The organism is Bradyrhizobium sp. DOA1 (assembly GCF_001593325.1).
Classification (GTDB): Bacteria; Pseudomonadota; Alphaproteobacteria; order Rhizobiales; family Xanthobacteraceae; genus Bradyrhizobium.
Window position 1 is genome coordinate 5,933,432 of the sequence record NZ_JXJM01000001.1, and the last position, 13,439, is coordinate 5,946,870.

A 13,439-nucleotide genomic window follows, 5' to 3' on the forward strand; every position below is an offset into this window, starting at 1 on the left:
TCCAGAGGCCCGACGCGCTTCGCGTCAGGCGAGATGGCACGCCACGAAATGCCCGCCTGCTCCTTCCCTGAGCACAGGCGCGCTCTCCGCGCAGCGCGGCTGGGCGATCGGGCAGCGGGTGTGGAAGTGGCAGCCCGACGGCGGCTTCATCGGGCTTGGCACGTCGCCCTTGAGGCGAATGCGTTCGCGCTTGAGCTTGGGATCGGGCACCGGCACCGCCGAGAGCAGCGCCCTGGTGTAGGGATGCTGCGGGTTGCGGTAGAGATCGCTGGCCTTGGCGAGCTCGACGATGCGGCCGAGATACATCACCGCGACACGGTCGGAGATGTGCTCGACCACCGAGAGATCGTGGGCGACGAAGAGATAAGTGAGGTTCAGCTCGGCCTGGAGATCTTCCAGCAGGTTGATCACCTGCGCCTGGATCGACACGTCGAGCGCGGAGACCGGCTCGTCGCAGACGATCAGCTTCGGTTCGACCGCGAGCGCGCGCGCGATCACGATGCGCTGGCGCTGGCCGCCGGAAAATTCGTGCGGATAGCGCCGCATGTGCTCGGCCTTGAGCCCGACCTTGACCAGAAGGCCGGCGACGCGCTCCTCGCGCTCCTTCGGGGAGGAGGCGAGATTGTGGATGGTGAAGGCCTCGCCGAGGATCGCACCGACCGTCATGCGCGGATTGAGCGAGGCGAACGGATCCTGGAACACCAGCTGCATGTTCCGCCGCATCGCCCGCAGATCGTTGCCGCCGAGCTTGCGCACGTCCTGGCCGTCGAAGGTGACCTCGCCGTCGGTCGGCTCGATCAGGCGCAGCACGCAGCGACCGGTCGTCGACTTGCCGCAGCCGGACTCACCGACGAGCCCCAGCGTCTCGCCGCGGTTGACCGAGAACGACACGCCGTCGACCGCGTAGACGGTGCCGACCTGGCGCGACAGCAGGCCGCCTAGCACGGGAAAATGTTTCTTCAGGCCGCTGACGCGCAGCAACGGTTCGCTCATGCCGCGCCTCCGAGGCTAGTATCTCCCAAGTGACAGGCCATGCGATGGCCGGGCGCGATCTCCCGCAGCAGCGGCTCCTTCTCGGCGCAGACGTTCATGGCGAACTTGCAGCGCGGAGCGAAGCGGCAGCCGACCGGTGGGTTGATCAGGATCGGCACCGAGCCGCCGATCGCCTCCAGCCGCGTCTTGTGCTCGCTGTCGAGATCGATGCGCGGGATGGAGCGGATCAGGCCTTGCGTATAGGGATGGCGAGGATTGCCGAACAGCTCGTCGACGGGCGCTTCCTCGACCACCTTGCCGGCATACATCACGACGACGCGCTGCGCGGTCTCGGCGACGACACCCATGGCATGGGTGATCAGCATCACCGCCATGCCGAAACGGTCCTTCATGTCCTGCAAGAGGTCGAGGATCTGCGCCTGGATGGTGACGTCGAGCGCGGTGGTCGGCTCGTCGGCGATGATCAGCTTCGGCTTGCAGGCGAGCGCCATTGCGATCATGACGCGCTGGCGCATGCCGCCGGAGAACTGGTGCGGATAATTGTGCACGCGGCCTTCGGCGTTCGGGATCTGCACCAGCTTCAGCATCTCGATGGTGCGATCGAGCGCCTGCTTCTTGGTCAGCCCTTCGTGCCGACGCAGGCTCTCGGCGATCTGCTCGCCGATGGTGAGCACCGGATTGAGCGAGGTCATCGGCTCCTGGAAGATGAAGCCGATCTCCTTGGCGCGGATCTCGTCGAGCTGATTGCTCGTCAGCGGCACGAGATCGCGTCCCTCGAAGATGATCTGGCCCGCCGCGATCCGGCCCGGCGGCATCGCGATCAGCTTCAGGATCGACATCGCGGTGACGGTCTTGCCGCAGCCGGACTCGCCGACGACGCAGAGCGTCTCGCCCTTGTTGATGGAGATGTCCACGCCGTCGACGGCCTGGAGGATGCCGTCGTCGGTGGAGAAGTGGGTTTTCAGGCCCTTGATCTCGAGCAGCGGCGCCATCAGATCACCCGTCGCGCATCGAGCGCGTCGCGCAGGCCGTCGCCGATGAAGTTGATGGCGACCACCGCGATGAAGATCGCGCCCCCCCGGAAACAGCGCCCAGTGCGGCCCGATGTCGAGAAAATCCTTGGCATCATAAAGCAGCCGGCCCCAGGTCGGGGTATCTGGCGGGAAGCCGAGGCCGAGGAAGGACAGCGTCGATTCCGCGATGATCGCGGCGGCGACGTCGATGGTGCCGGCGATGATCACCGGACCGACCGCATTGGGCAGGATGTGCCGCACCACCTGCCGCACCGGACTGGCGCCGAGCGCACGCGCCGCTTCGACGAACTCCTTTTCGCGGATCGATAGGAACTGGGCGCGCACCAGGCGCGCCACCGGCATCCAGCGCAGGCCCCCGATCACCAGCACGATCAGGATGAAGATGCCGCCCTCGGGCCCGAACATCTGCTTCAGCCCGTCGCGGAACAGATAGATGAGCAGCAGGAGCAGCGGCAGCTGCGGCAGTGACAGGAACAAATCGGTGAGCCACATCAGGGCGTGTCCGAGCGCACCGCGCGACATGCCGGCAAGCGCGCCGATCAGCACGCCGATGAAGACCGAAACCAGCATCGCGGCAAGGCCGACGGCAAGCGAGATGCGCCCGCCATAAATCATGCGAGCGAGGATATCCTGCCCGAGATCGTCGGTGCCGAAGGGATGCGCCAGCGACGGACCCTGCATGCCGGCGACGATATCGATCTCGTCGATCTTGACCCGCCAGACGAAGGGTCCGAGCACCACCGCCAAGACCAGAATGAGAAGGAGGAACGCGCTGACCACAGCAAGCTTGTGGCGGCTATAGCGCCGCCACGTCTCGCGCCAGGGCGAGTAGACCCGCCGCTCAGCGGAGGGAGATGCGAGGGTCAAGCCAGCCATAAAGCACGTCCGCGATGAGATTGAACAGCACAACGAGGCACGCGAAGACGAAGGTGACGGCCATCACCACCGGCGTGTCGTTGGAGAGAATGGAGGAGATCAACAGCGAGCCGATGCCGGGGATGCGGAAGATCTGCTCGGTGACGATGGCGCCGCCGAACACCGCGGGCATCTGCAACGCGATCAGCGTCACGACCGGGATCATGGCGTTGCGCATGACATGCTTGACGATGACCTTGGCTTGGCCGAGGCCCTTGGCCCGCGCCGTCGTGACGTAGTCGAGCCGGATGACGTCGAGCATTGCCGAGCGTACGAAGCGAGTCATCGACGCCGCCTGGAACAGGCCGAGCACCGCCACCGGCATGATCGCCTGCCTGATCATCTCCAGAACCCAGCGGATGCCAGTTGCCTTGATTTCGGTGGTATAGACGAAAGGCAGCCAGTCCAGCGTGACCGAGAAGATCAGGATGAACAGGATGCCGGTGAAGAAGGTCGGCAGCGAGAATCCGACGAAGGCGAGCGTATTCGCAATCTGGTCGAACAACGAATAAGGCCGGGTCGCGGCGTAGACGCCGACGGGGATCGCGATCATGAGCGCCAGGAGCTGCGCCGATCCGATCACGTAGAGCGTCGCCGGCAGGCGCTGGAGGATCAGCGTGTCGACGTCCATCCGGCTGACGAAGGAGAAGCCCCAGTCGCCATGCAGCATGGCGTTGAGCCAGTGCAAATAGCGAAGATAGATCGGATCGTCGAGGCCGAACTTGGCCCGAAGTGCGGCCTGCACTTCGGGTGGCACGTTCGGATTGGTCGCCAGCTCGGAGAATGGATCGCCGGGCGCAAGCGCGAGCACGACGAACAGCACGACCGAGATTCCGAGCAGGCTCGGAATCGCGATCATCAGGCGACGCAGGACGTATTGGCTCATGAGGGAAGGGCCCCGTCTAGTTTTGGGGGATCATTCCTCGCGGTACCAGTCGAACAGATTGTCGGTTTCGTTGGCCCAACCTGAAATCACCGGACGCAAATTGTTCGCGGCCGCCTCGACCTTGAGACGATGCATCACGGGGATGAACACGGTGTCCTGCCACATCAGGTCGTTGGCCTTGATGTAGTGCGCGGCGCGCTTGACCGGGTCCATCTCCATGTCGGCCGCGTTGATTGCGTCGTCATAGTCCTTGTTGACCCAGCGCGGGAAGTTGGTGCCCTGCCACTTGTTCTCCTTGGTGGCGACGCTGGTGGACAGGTAGCGGCGCATGTGCTGCGACGGATCCGGCTGGCTGAGCGGGATCTGGAACATCTCGATGTCGGCGTAGAACTTCGGATAGGTGTCCGGATTGGCGACGTCGGAGGAGAAAAACACCGAGGCGACGACCGACTTCAACTCGACCTCAATGCCGGCCTTCTGACAGGCCTGCTTGACGATGGCCTGGGTCTTCTGGCGCGGACCGTTGATCGAGGTCTGGTACAGGATCTTCAGCTTCTTGCCGTCCTTCTCGCGGATGCCGTCGGCGCCGGGCTTCCAGCCGGCGTCGTCCAGCATCTTGGCAGCCTTCTCGATGTTGAATTCCCAGTTCGTGTTCTTGGATACGAACTTTTCGGGGCCGTTGAGGAAGTTCGCGGTGGTGCGGCCGGCACGGCCGTAGATCGCCTTCTTGACGGATTCTCGGTCGACCAGCAGGGACAGCGCCTTGCGCACGACGGGATCCGAGAACAGCGGATGCTTGGTCTTCATCGACGAACGTTCGCCGTCGACCTCGACGTTCGGATCGGTGAAATTGAGCGCGATAAACTCGGTGTCGCCGCCAACGGCATAAACCGTCTTGCCTTTGCCGCCCTTCTCCAGGCGCAGCAGCACGTCGTCCTCGACCTGGATGTTCCAGCCGAAATCATATTCGCCGGTCTGAATCACGGCACGCGCGGCCGAGACCGCGTCACCGCCGCCCTTCATCTCGATCGTATCGAAGTAGGGCCGGTTGACCATATGATAGTCGGGATTGATCACGCCGCGGATGAGATCGCCCGGCTTGAACTCGACGAATTTGTAGGGACCGGTCCCGACCGGAGAAAGGTTGGTCGGCGCTTCCCGTGACTTGCTGCCCGTATAGTCGGCAAACAGGTGCTTGGGGAGAATGGTGTTCGGGGCTCCAACGAAGGCGTCCGCCCAGAACGGTGTCGGCTTCGGGAAAGTGATCTTGACCGTGAGATCGTCGATTTTCTCGACATTAAGGTCGCGGTAGCTTGCGATGGTCACGGCCGCAGTGGCCGGATCCTTGATGTACTGCCACGTGAATACGACATCGTCGGCCGTGAACGGCTTGCCGTCGTGCCATTTCACGCCGGGCTTCAGCTTCCACGTCACCGACTTGCCGTCGACGGCCAGCAGGCCATTCTGGGTCGAGGGAATCTCGGACGCCAGAACCAGCTTCATGTTGCCGTCCGGGTCCCAGCAGGCGAGCGGCTCGTAGAACAGGCGCGAGCCGTCCTGGTCCTTGGTGCCGGTGGCGAAATGCGGATTGAGCAGGGTCGGACCCTGCCACCACAACAGCTTCAATGCACCGCCACCGCCGCGCTTGGTCGGCTTATAGGTGGACGTGCCCTGGGCCATGGCAACACCGCCGAGCGCGAGGACCTGGTTGGCCAAGGGTGCGGTGAGACCGACGGCAGCCATGTGCTTGATGAAGGCACGGCGATCCATACGCCCGTCCTTCACCTGACCGATCATCGAACGCAGTTCTTTATCCAGCATGGTTGTCCCCCGTCTGGTTCCCATATGATGAAGGCGGCCGTGACGCGCGGCTGCCCATTTGGCTGGCAGTAGATGGCACACTGAATGGGGTGCACGTCAACTGGGACCGTGTGTGTGCAAACGGTCTTGTGGCTGTCTGTTGGGCAAAACGGCGTTCCGGCAGCCCATCCGTTCGGCAATCCAGCATCAAAACATGCTGGATTGCGCGCTGCACTGCGGAAAATTTGTTCGCCGGATCAGACGAAGTATCGAGGCGAATTCTACGCCACGGACATGTCGAGCGGCGGCACGACGTGATCCGGCAACGGACAGACGTAAGGCGTCTTCGCCGTCCGCTTTTGAAGATCCGCCTTGGCGGCCCTGATCAGCTCCGAATCCGTCAGCGCCTTGATGCCGAGACCGGCCATCGCCTTGGCCGCCTGCACCATCGCCTTGTGCGCATGGGCACTCTTGCCCTGGGCCACCACCTGCCAGGTGTGGAACGGCGTGCCGATCGCAACCGTCGGTGCGTGAACCTGCACGGTCGGCACCACCCAGCTGACGTCGCCGACATCGGTGGACCCCACCAGCGGGTTGCGCTTGGCATCCAGCGGCACCAGGAAGTCGGCCAGCGGCCGATCGGTCGGCTCCATCCCGATCGCGTAATTGACCGAGGAGATGTCCTTGTCGCTCAGCGTCGCACGGATCTGGCTGGCAAAGCCCTTGTCCGCTTCGTCGAAATGCGGTGGCCCGAGCTCTTCCATCACCCGGTGCAGCGCCTGTTCCAGCGGTCCGTTCGGCAAGATGTTGGAGACCGCGGAGATGATCTTCATCTCCATCTTGGTCTCGGTCATCAGAGCTGCGCCCTGCGCGATCTTGGACACGCGCTCGACCAGCTCGTTCATGCCGGGAAGATCGCGGGCGCGGATCGAATAGCGCACGCGCGCATGGGCCTGCACGACGTTGGGCGCGATGCCGCCGGTGTCGAGCAGCGCATAATGCACGCGCGCGTCGCTCGGCATGTGCTCGCGCATGTAGTTCACGCCGACATTCATCAGCTCGACGGCATCGAGCGCGGAGCGCCCCAGATGCGGCGAGGCGGCCGCATGCGAGGTGCGGCCGGTGAAGATGAAGTCCGCCCGCGTGTTGGCGAGCGAGGGCGTCACCGCGACTTCCCAGAAGCTGTGCGGATGCCAGGTGATGGCGATGTCGGCATCTTCGAACGCGCCGGAGCGCACCATGAAAGCCTTGGCCGCGCCACCCTCTTCTGCAGGGCAGCCGTAATAGCGCACGCGTCCCGGCACTTTGTTCTCGGCCAGCCAGTCCTTCACCGCGGTCGCGGCGAGCAACGCCGCGGAACCGAGCAGATTATGTCCGCAGCCATGACCATGGCCACCAGCCTCGATCGGACGATGCTCGGCGACACCCGCCTCCTGGCTCAATCCCGGCAGCGCGTCATATTCACCCATGAAGGCAATGACAGGACCGCCCTCGCCCCATTCGCCCATCACCGCCGTCGGAATGCCGGCAACATTCTCGGTGATGCGGAAACCCTGATGACGCAGTTCGGCGAGATGCTCGGCGGCGGACCGCGCCTCGGTGTAGCACACTTCGGGCATGCCCCAGACCCTGTCGCTGAGGTCGATGAAACGTGCCTTGATCGTGTCGACGCCACGCCAGATGTCGCTGCGGTTATCCATGCTTCGGTCCGTGATCCCAAGTTCAACGAAGCGGCAATGGTTAGCAGCTTCGTTGCACGGCGCCTAGCACCTCGCCGGACAGCAGCCATGCGGCGGCGGCCGAATCGTATGACGTCCCCTGTGCCCGAGGTGTTTTCGTGCCTTTCGAAGATTTCACACGGCGATCTCTCGAATAGTTGCTGACCGAGGCTTTCAAGACGGCCTGCTCCGGCCTAAATTATGCGTGCTTCGCGCTTCGTTCCGCGGATTACGGCGGAGCGATGCTCTCAGCCAGGAGAACTCCATGCCCGCACTGACTGAATGGAGAGTGCCGCCGGCGAACCAGCCGCGTGCGAGCGACTATGGTTTCGATCTCGACAGCGCGCTCGGCTCCGTCGTCGGCCTGCACGCCATCATCCCGCCGGACGCTTTTAGCGCCGAGACGCTGGGCACCGAACGCGCCGGCAACGGCGTTGTGATCGACGACGGTCTGGTGCTCACCATCGGCTACCTCATCACCGAGGCAGAATCCGTCTGGCTGCATCTCGGCGACGGGCGCGTGGTCGAAGGGCATGCGCTCGGCTTCGATTCCGTCACCGGCTTCGGCCTCGTGCAGGCGCTCGGCCACCTCGACATCGAGCCCTTGCGGCTCGGCAATTCGGCGGAAACCCGGATCGGCGACCGCGTCGTGGTCGGCGGCGCCGGCGGCCGCACGCGTTCGGTCGCGAGCCAGATCGTGGCCAAGCAGGAATTCGCCGGCTACTGGGAGTATCTGCTGGATGAGGCCGTCTTCACCTATCCCGCACATCCGAACTGGGGCGGGACGGCGCTGCTCAATGAACGTGGCGAGTTGATCGGGATCGGCTCGCTTCAGCTCGAACGCGAACGCGACGGCAAGGCCGAGCACGTCAACATGATCGTGCCGATCGACCTCCTGAAGCCGATCCTCGACGACCTGCGCAAATTCGGCCGCGTCAACAAGCCGGCACGGCCCTGGCTCGGTCTCTACTCGACCGAGATCGACAACCGCGTGGTGGTGATCGGGATCTCCGCCAATGGTCCGGCCGCCCGTGCCGAGCTCAAGACCGGCGACGTCATCCTAGCCGTGAACGGCGACAAGATCACGAGCCAGACCGCGTTCTACAAGAAGATGTGGGCACTCGGCGCCGCCGGTGTCGACGTGCCGCTCACCGTGCATCACGAAGGCGTCACCTTCGACGTCACGGTGACGTCGACCGACCGCTTCAAATTGTTGAAGGCGCCGAAGCTGCATTGAACCCAACCGAGGAAGCCGCGATGACAGAGGCCGTGGTGGACGACATCGTGGCCGTGCTGCCGCCGCTGCTCAATGCGCTGGAAGCGTTGGGCTTCTTCCAGCGGCACCTGCATCCGCCCGCCTTTGCTTCTGTGATGAACGCGATCGGTGCGCCGGACGAGGTGCTGCAAACGGCGCGCGCGGAGATCGGCGCGTGGCCGGAGCAGTTCGCCGGACTGCGCGGCCAGCTCGATCGTGCCTGCGACGAGACGCTCGCCGCTTTTGCCGGTATTCGCGACGTCGAGCGCGGCAATGGGGATCTGGTCGCGGTGTTCCGCGCGCTACGCCATGTGCCGCGCGCACAGGAGGCGCTTTATCCGCTGGCGGCGCAGTTTCCTCCCGTGAGCAGCTTCTTCCTCAACGCCGCCAATCGCGAGAATGCCGATTTGCTGGCTCGGCTGGAGACCAGTGCGAGCGAGCACACCGGCATCTTTCACGACCACAACGAGCCCGGCAGCCGCGGCGGCTTCTCGGTCTATGTGCCCGAATATTACAGGTCCGACCGGTCGATGCCGCTGGTGATGGCGCTGCATGGTGGCAGCGGCAACGGTCGCGGCTTCCTGTGGAGCTGGCTGCGCGACGCGCGCAGTCTCGGTGCAATCCTGGTAACCCCGACTGCGACCGGTCCGACCTGGGCGCTTATGGGCGAAGACGCCGACACGCCCAACCTCATGCGCATCCTCGAGATCGTGCGCAGCCGCTGGGCTATCGATACCTCACGCATGCTGCTGACCGGCATGAGTGATGGCGGCACGTTTTGCTACGTTACCGGTCTCGAAGGCGCTTCGCCTTTCACCCATCTCGCGCCGGTGTCGGCGACCTTCCATCCGCTGATGGCAGAGATGGCGGACGCCGGGCGCCTGCAGGGCCTGCCCGTCTTCATCACGCACGGCAAGCTCGACTGGATGTTTCCGGTGCAGACCGCGCGCCAGACGCAGTCGGCGCTCTCGGCCGCCGGCGCCGATGTGACCTATCGCGAGATCGACGACCTCAGCCACACCTATCCGCGCGAGATCAACGCGGAGCTGCTGGAATGGCTGAATGGGACGTGAACGACTCGTCCTTACCCGCGCCGTACTGTCGCGGAACCATCACTCCGGGCCGACGTTATCGCCGGTCACCGGAGGGTTCACCATGCAGACTTTTTTTGGAATGATCCTGGGCGCGCTGCTGCTTGCGGGCGGCGTCTACGTCTATGATTCCATGCAGACATCATCGGTCGCCAGGGGCGAGGTAGCTTCCACCAACCGCACCATCGTGAACTGGGACGTCGCCAAGGCTGACTTCGACGCGCTGCGCGACCGCGCGCACAAGGACTGGGTCCGGATCTCGTCGAAGTAACGACGCTTCACCATGAAACAAGGCGCCGTCGCGAACTCCGCGGCGGCGCCTTTGTGTTGCGCGATGGACCGCGCGGCTCAGTTCATCTTGGCCTTGCGTGCGTCGGCAATGACCTGCTCGAACTCGTTCATGCTGAGCACACCCGGGACGCGGTACTTGCCGACGATGAAGGACGGCGTGCCGCGGAAGCCGAAGGCTTCGGCTTGATCGTTGTTGCGCTTGAGCAGCGCGTCGATGTCGCTGCCCCGGTCGGTGAGATCGCGTTTCAGGCGGTCCATGTCGACGCCGGCACCGGCAAGGAGCTCGTTGATGCGCGGCTCGGTCAGGCGCGAGCTGACGCCGATCAGGGCGTCGTGGGCCGGATGATACTTGTCCTGGAATTTGGCGGCGAGCGCACTCCGCGCCGCCGTGACCGAGACCGGCCCGAGGATCGGCCAGTCCTTCATCACCAGCCTCACCTTGCCGTCGTCCTGGACCACCTGGCGCAGCTCGGGCTCGAGCTTGCGGCAATAGGGACAATTGTAATCGGACCATTCGACGATGGTGATATTGCCCTCGGGATTGCCGGCAACCGGCGTGTCGGGATCGCGCAGCACCTTGGCTTCGGTCAGCACCTCGTCGTCATCGCCGGCGGCCCAAGCCGAGGTGATGCCGCCCGCCGCCAAAGCACCCGCGCCGATCAGCGTCAGCGCCGCGCGCCGCGTCATGAGACGGCCCTTGTTCCCAAATCCAGCCATATCTCGTCCCGTTTCGGGCCCATCGCCGCAGATACGGTTCGGGACCAGGAATTGTTACGGCCGGTATAGAGCCTTGCAGGCACAATGTCATCGCCAGGCTACGCGCGGTTCGCGGCCGGCGCTTGCGAAGCCTCAGGCGCGCGGCAGCATCGCCATCAACGTCCCCGTCATGGTCGCGATCAGCGTCGTCTTGCCCTCGTGCTCGGCAAAGGCCCTGGCTTCGCAGAAGGTCAGCGTGCGGCCGGGCTTGACGACCTCGGCCTTGAAGACGAAACGCGTGCCGCGCGCAGGCGCAAGCAACGTCGTCTTGAATTCGACCGTGAGGATGTCCGCGTCGCGCGGCATCAGCGTGAAGGCGGCGACGCCGCAGGCGTTGTCGAGGCCTGCGGTAATGATACCGGCATGGACAAAACCATTCTGTTGCGTGAAGGCGGCCGAATACGGCATCGCCAGCTCCACTTCGCCCGGCGCAAGGCGTACGATCACGATGCCGAGCGTCTGCATCGCAGGCTGGCCATTGAACATGGCGATGGGGCCGCCCGATAGCCCGGGTCCTTTGGTTCGAACGCGGCCATGGCTTACACCTCGACCGGCTCGGCGAGATGACGCGACGCAGTTTCGCGGATGACATCGGCGAACGGCGTGGACTTGCGCTGGCTGCGATCCATGTGCACGCCCGTGATCTCGCACGTCGCGGCGATCTCGCCGGTCTCGGCGTTTCTCATCTCGTGCCGAAAGCGGATCGACTTGTCTTTGAGCTCGAGCAGGTGGCTACGGATCTCGACGATGTCGCCGGCGAGCAGCTCGCGCTTGTAGGTGATGCTCTGCTGTACCGCGGCCATGCCGCGGCCGGAGTTGCGCAAGTAACTCGGCGTCAGGCCGAGCCGGGCGAACAGATTCCAGTTGGCCTCGTCGAATTTGCCGACATACCACATGATGTTCATGTGGCCGACGTGATCGCATTGCCACGGATAGACCGTGCCGCGATAGGTCGCCTCCTGCTCCATCGCCATTGCTCCCTGTTCATCCTTTATCGTTGATACGGTAGCGTATCAGAGCTCTGCCGCGCTAGCAATACGGCACCGTATCGAGAATCGGCGAGGCTTCCTTATGAGCGACGGCAAGGGCGATGTCTGGGTCGAGGCAGGTTTTGCCGAGCTCGCCCGCTCCGGGGTCGAGGGCGTGCGGGTCGAGGTGCTCGCCAAGAATCTCGGCGTCACCAAGGGCGGCTTCTATCGCCGCTTTGCCGACCGGGCCGCCCTGCTCGAAACCATGCTGGAGCGCTGGCGCGAGGGGCGCACGGCGGCGATCGCGCAGCAGACGAGTCTCGACGGACAAGAGCCACGCGAGCGCTTGAAGGCGGTGATCCAGCTCTATTCCGAGCGGCTGAACCCGGCAGCCATGGCGATCGAGCTCGCGATCCGGCAATGGGCCCGTTCCGACGAGGGCGCGGCGGCGGCGGCGGCGAGCGTGGACGCAGCGCGGCTCGCGCATGTCACCGAGCTTTATCGCGCAACCGGGCTCGAGGCCGAAGAGGCCGAGGCACAGGCCTTCCTGTTCTACTGCTTCATCTTCGGCCAGAGTCTCTTGTTCGTCGAGCGCGGCCCACGCAAGCGCTCGCAGCTGGTGGCGAAATCGGCCGAGAAGCTGTTGGATTAAAGAGCAATGGCCGGAGCTCGGCTCCGGCCATCGCAATGTCGCGTCGTCTCGAAGCTCAGGCGGCGCCCTTCAGCTTCTTGGTGCATTCGCTGTAATAGCCGCCGCCCTTCTGGATCCATTTCAAGCCGCCATTGCCGTTGGTCGTCTTGTTGGCATTGTACTGGTCGACGCAGGTGTGCAGGCGTGCCTTGCCGGGAGTCTCCTTGGCATATTTTGGATCGACCGCGTTCGGATAGATCGCAGGTCCTGCCGGCAGCGCCGGTGCGGCGGCGGGTGTGGCCTCCTTCTTCGCCTGCTTCGGCTCGGCGGGAGCTGCGGGGGCGGCCGGCGCCGCCGCGGTCGGCGCAGCGGCAGGCGTTGCGTCGGCACCGCACTGGGCCTTGCGGAAGTCATTCCACTTCATGGTGCCGAGCGAGCCGTCCTTCTTGGCCGCCTGATATTTCGCGCTGCATTCCTGCGAGGTCAGCGCCTGCGCCGGCGCGCTCGCCACCAATGCCGCGACACCCGACGCTGCAATCACGCACAACAATTTCGTTTGAATGGTCATCCCTTGGGTCTCCTCCTTGGTCTTCCTCGACGGAAGTGAAACGAACATTGCTATCCTAGCGTGCCGGCCGCTTGCGACAAGGATGCGATGAGTTGCGCCGGCAAAATATAGTGATCCCGTCGGCACTCATCATTCATGTCGCGTTCAGCAACGCAGGCCGACGGTCCCGTTCCTTCGCAATTCTCGCAAGAAGAGTGCACCACATGACCGTCACGTCCCGCCTCGCCGCCATCGCCCTCGCCTCCCTGCTCGTCGCCGGCACCGCCTTCGCGCAAACCGCCGCGCCGGCGGCCAAGACCGACGCTGCCGCCGTCACCGCCGACAAGAAGGCGACGAAGGAGCGGTCAGCGGAATCGCTGGAATGCTCCAGGCAGGCGGACGCCAAGGGATTGAAGGGCAAGGAGCGCAAGAAATTCCGCCGCGAGTGCAAGAAGGAAGCGAGGGCCGGCGCTACAACCCCCGCAGCGCCCGCCGCACCCGCAGCCGACAAAAAGTAAGTCCGTCGCGATTCCCTGCGAGCATCAGCGAGAGGT

The 13,439-nt window shown here is 64.3% G+C and carries 13 protein-coding genes and 2 pseudogenes; 5 read left to right on the forward strand and 10 right to left on the reverse strand.

All coding sequences use genetic code 11. The annotated features are described in order from the left end of the window. Positions 1–24: 24 nt before the first annotated feature. The 6 genes and pseudogenes from SE91_RS27315 to SE91_RS27340 all read right to left on the reverse strand — a co-directional run bounded on the left by SE91_RS27315 (position 25) and on the right by SE91_RS27340 (position 7,328). On the reverse strand, positions 25–993 hold the full coding sequence (locus tag SE91_RS27315; RefSeq protein ID WP_061849844.1) for an ABC transporter ATP-binding protein: 969 nt from the start codon (positions 991–993) through the stop codon (positions 25–27). Further along, positions 990–1,985, reverse strand: a complete 996-nt coding sequence (locus SE91_RS27320; RefSeq protein ID WP_060734738.1) for an ABC transporter ATP-binding protein — start codon at positions 1,983–1,985, stop codon at positions 990–992. The genes SE91_RS27315 and SE91_RS27320 overlap by 4 nt, the downstream gene beginning before the upstream one ends. Next, a pseudogene (locus SE91_RS27325) lies at positions 1,985–2,903 on the reverse strand (ABC transporter permease). Before SE91_RS27325 ends, SE91_RS27320 begins: the two are co-directional and overlap by 1 nt. Then, positions 2,869–3,828, reverse strand: coding sequence for an ABC transporter permease (locus SE91_RS27330; RefSeq protein ID WP_008543273.1), 960 nt, complete (start codon positions 3,826–3,828; stop codon positions 2,869–2,871). Before SE91_RS27330 ends, SE91_RS27325 begins: the two are co-directional and overlap by 35 nt. A gap of 30 nt (positions 3,829–3,858) precedes the next feature. After that, complete coding sequence (locus SE91_RS27335) at positions 3,859–5,649, reverse strand: peptide ABC transporter substrate-binding protein (RefSeq protein WP_061849845.1); 1,791 nt, start codon at positions 5,647–5,649, stop codon at positions 3,859–3,861. A gap of 260 nt (positions 5,650–5,909) precedes the next feature. Further along, positions 5,910–7,328, reverse strand: coding sequence for a M20 family metallopeptidase (locus SE91_RS27340; RefSeq protein WP_061849846.1), 1,419 nt, complete (start codon positions 7,326–7,328; stop codon positions 5,910–5,912). Positions 7,329–7,611: 283 nt separating this feature from the next. Between SE91_RS27340 and SE91_RS27345 the strand changes: the two genes are divergently transcribed. The 3 genes from SE91_RS27345 to SE91_RS27355 all read left to right on the forward strand — a co-directional run bounded on the left by SE91_RS27345 (position 7,612) and on the right by SE91_RS27355 (position 9,963). Beyond that, positions 7,612–8,583 (forward strand): S1C family serine protease, encoded by a 972-nt coding sequence (locus SE91_RS27345; protein WP_061849847.1) that lies wholly within the window; start codon positions 7,612–7,614, stop codon positions 8,581–8,583. 20 nt (positions 8,584–8,603) lie between these two features. Then, the gene (locus tag SE91_RS27350; RefSeq protein ID WP_061849848.1) at positions 8,604–9,674 is read left to right on the forward strand and encodes a carboxylesterase family protein; all 1,071 of its coding nucleotides are present in this window, start codon (positions 8,604–8,606) and stop codon (positions 9,672–9,674) included. Between the two features lie 82 nt (positions 9,675–9,756). Then, positions 9,757–9,963, forward strand: coding sequence for a hypothetical protein (locus tag SE91_RS27355; RefSeq protein ID WP_008543249.1), 207 nt, complete (start codon positions 9,757–9,759; stop codon positions 9,961–9,963). 77 nt (positions 9,964–10,040) lie between these two features. Here SE91_RS27355 and SE91_RS27360 read toward each other — a convergent pair whose 3' ends face one another. The 3 genes and pseudogenes from SE91_RS27360 to SE91_RS27370 all read right to left on the reverse strand — a co-directional run bounded on the left by SE91_RS27360 (position 10,041) and on the right by SE91_RS27370 (position 11,707). Then, entirely contained in the window at positions 10,041–10,700 is a 660-nt protein-coding gene (locus tag SE91_RS27360; protein WP_061849849.1) for a DsbA family protein, read from the reverse strand. A 98-nt stretch (positions 10,701–10,798) separates the two neighbouring features. Beyond that, positions 10,799–11,275 (reverse strand): annotated as a pseudogene (locus SE91_RS27365) (PaaI family thioesterase). Positions 11,276–11,278: 3 nt separating this feature from the next. After that, on the reverse strand, positions 11,279–11,707 hold the full coding sequence (locus SE91_RS27370; RefSeq protein ID WP_061849850.1) for an acyl-CoA thioesterase: 429 nt from the start codon (positions 11,705–11,707) through the stop codon (positions 11,279–11,281). A gap of 103 nt (positions 11,708–11,810) precedes the next feature. Between SE91_RS27370 and SE91_RS27375 the strand changes: the two genes are divergently transcribed. Continuing rightward, the gene (locus SE91_RS27375) at positions 11,811–12,359 is read left to right on the forward strand and encodes a TetR/AcrR family transcriptional regulator (protein WP_061849851.1); all 549 of its coding nucleotides are present in this window, start codon (positions 11,811–11,813) and stop codon (positions 12,357–12,359) included. Positions 12,360–12,414: 55 nt separating this feature from the next. Here SE91_RS27375 and SE91_RS27380 read toward each other — a convergent pair whose 3' ends face one another. Continuing rightward, positions 12,415–12,906 (reverse strand): hypothetical protein, encoded by a 492-nt coding sequence (locus SE91_RS27380; protein WP_060737489.1) that lies wholly within the window; start codon positions 12,904–12,906, stop codon positions 12,415–12,417. Positions 12,907–13,109: 203 nt separating this feature from the next. Between SE91_RS27380 and SE91_RS27385 the strand changes: the two genes are divergently transcribed. After that, a complete protein-coding gene (locus SE91_RS27385) occupies positions 13,110–13,403 on the forward strand; it encodes a PsiF family protein (RefSeq protein WP_061849852.1) in 294 nt (97 codons plus the stop codon). The last annotated feature ends 36 nt before the right edge of the window (positions 13,404–13,439 follow it).

What these genes read in the sequence shown, in the direction of transcription:
- SE91_RS27370 (WP_061849850.1), bottom strand. Translation starts at nt 11,707, where the DNA reads ATGGAGCAGGAGGCGACCTATCGCGGCACGGTCTATCCGTGGCAATGC.
- SE91_RS27350 (WP_061849848.1), top strand. Translation starts at nt 8,604, where the DNA reads ATGACAGAGGCCGTGGTGGACGACATCGTGGCCGTGCTGCCGCCGCTG.
- SE91_RS27380 (WP_060737489.1), bottom strand. Translation starts at nt 12,906, where the DNA reads ATGACCATTCAAACGAAATTGTTGTGCGTGATTGCAGCGTCGGGTGTC.
- SE91_RS27360 (WP_061849849.1), bottom strand. Translation starts at nt 10,700, where the DNA reads ATGGCTGGATTTGGGAACAAGGGCCGTCTCATGACGCGGCGCGCGGCG.
- SE91_RS27385 (WP_061849852.1), top strand. Translation starts at nt 13,110, where the DNA reads ATGACCGTCACGTCCCGCCTCGCCGCCATCGCCCTCGCCTCCCTGCTC.
- SE91_RS27345 (WP_061849847.1), top strand. Translation starts at nt 7,612, where the DNA reads ATGCCCGCACTGACTGAATGGAGAGTGCCGCCGGCGAACCAGCCGCGT.
- SE91_RS27375 (WP_061849851.1), top strand. Translation starts at nt 11,811, where the DNA reads ATGAGCGACGGCAAGGGCGATGTCTGGGTCGAGGCAGGTTTTGCCGAG.
- SE91_RS27315 (WP_061849844.1), bottom strand. Translation starts at nt 993, where the DNA reads ATGAGCGAACCGTTGCTGCGCGTCAGCGGCCTGAAGAAACATTTTCCC.
- SE91_RS27335 (WP_061849845.1), bottom strand. Translation starts at nt 5,649, where the DNA reads ATGCTGGATAAAGAACTGCGTTCGATGATCGGTCAGGTGAAGGACGGG.
- SE91_RS27330 (WP_008543273.1), bottom strand. Translation starts at nt 3,828, where the DNA reads ATGAGCCAATACGTCCTGCGTCGCCTGATGATCGCGATTCCGAGCCTG.
- SE91_RS27320 (WP_060734738.1), bottom strand. Translation starts at nt 1,985, where the DNA reads ATGGCGCCGCTGCTCGAGATCAAGGGCCTGAAAACCCACTTCTCCACC.
- SE91_RS27355 (WP_008543249.1), top strand. Translation starts at nt 9,757, where the DNA reads ATGCAGACTTTTTTTGGAATGATCCTGGGCGCGCTGCTGCTTGCGGGC.
- SE91_RS27340 (WP_061849846.1), bottom strand. Translation starts at nt 7,328, where the DNA reads ATGGATAACCGCAGCGACATCTGGCGTGGCGTCGACACGATCAAGGCA.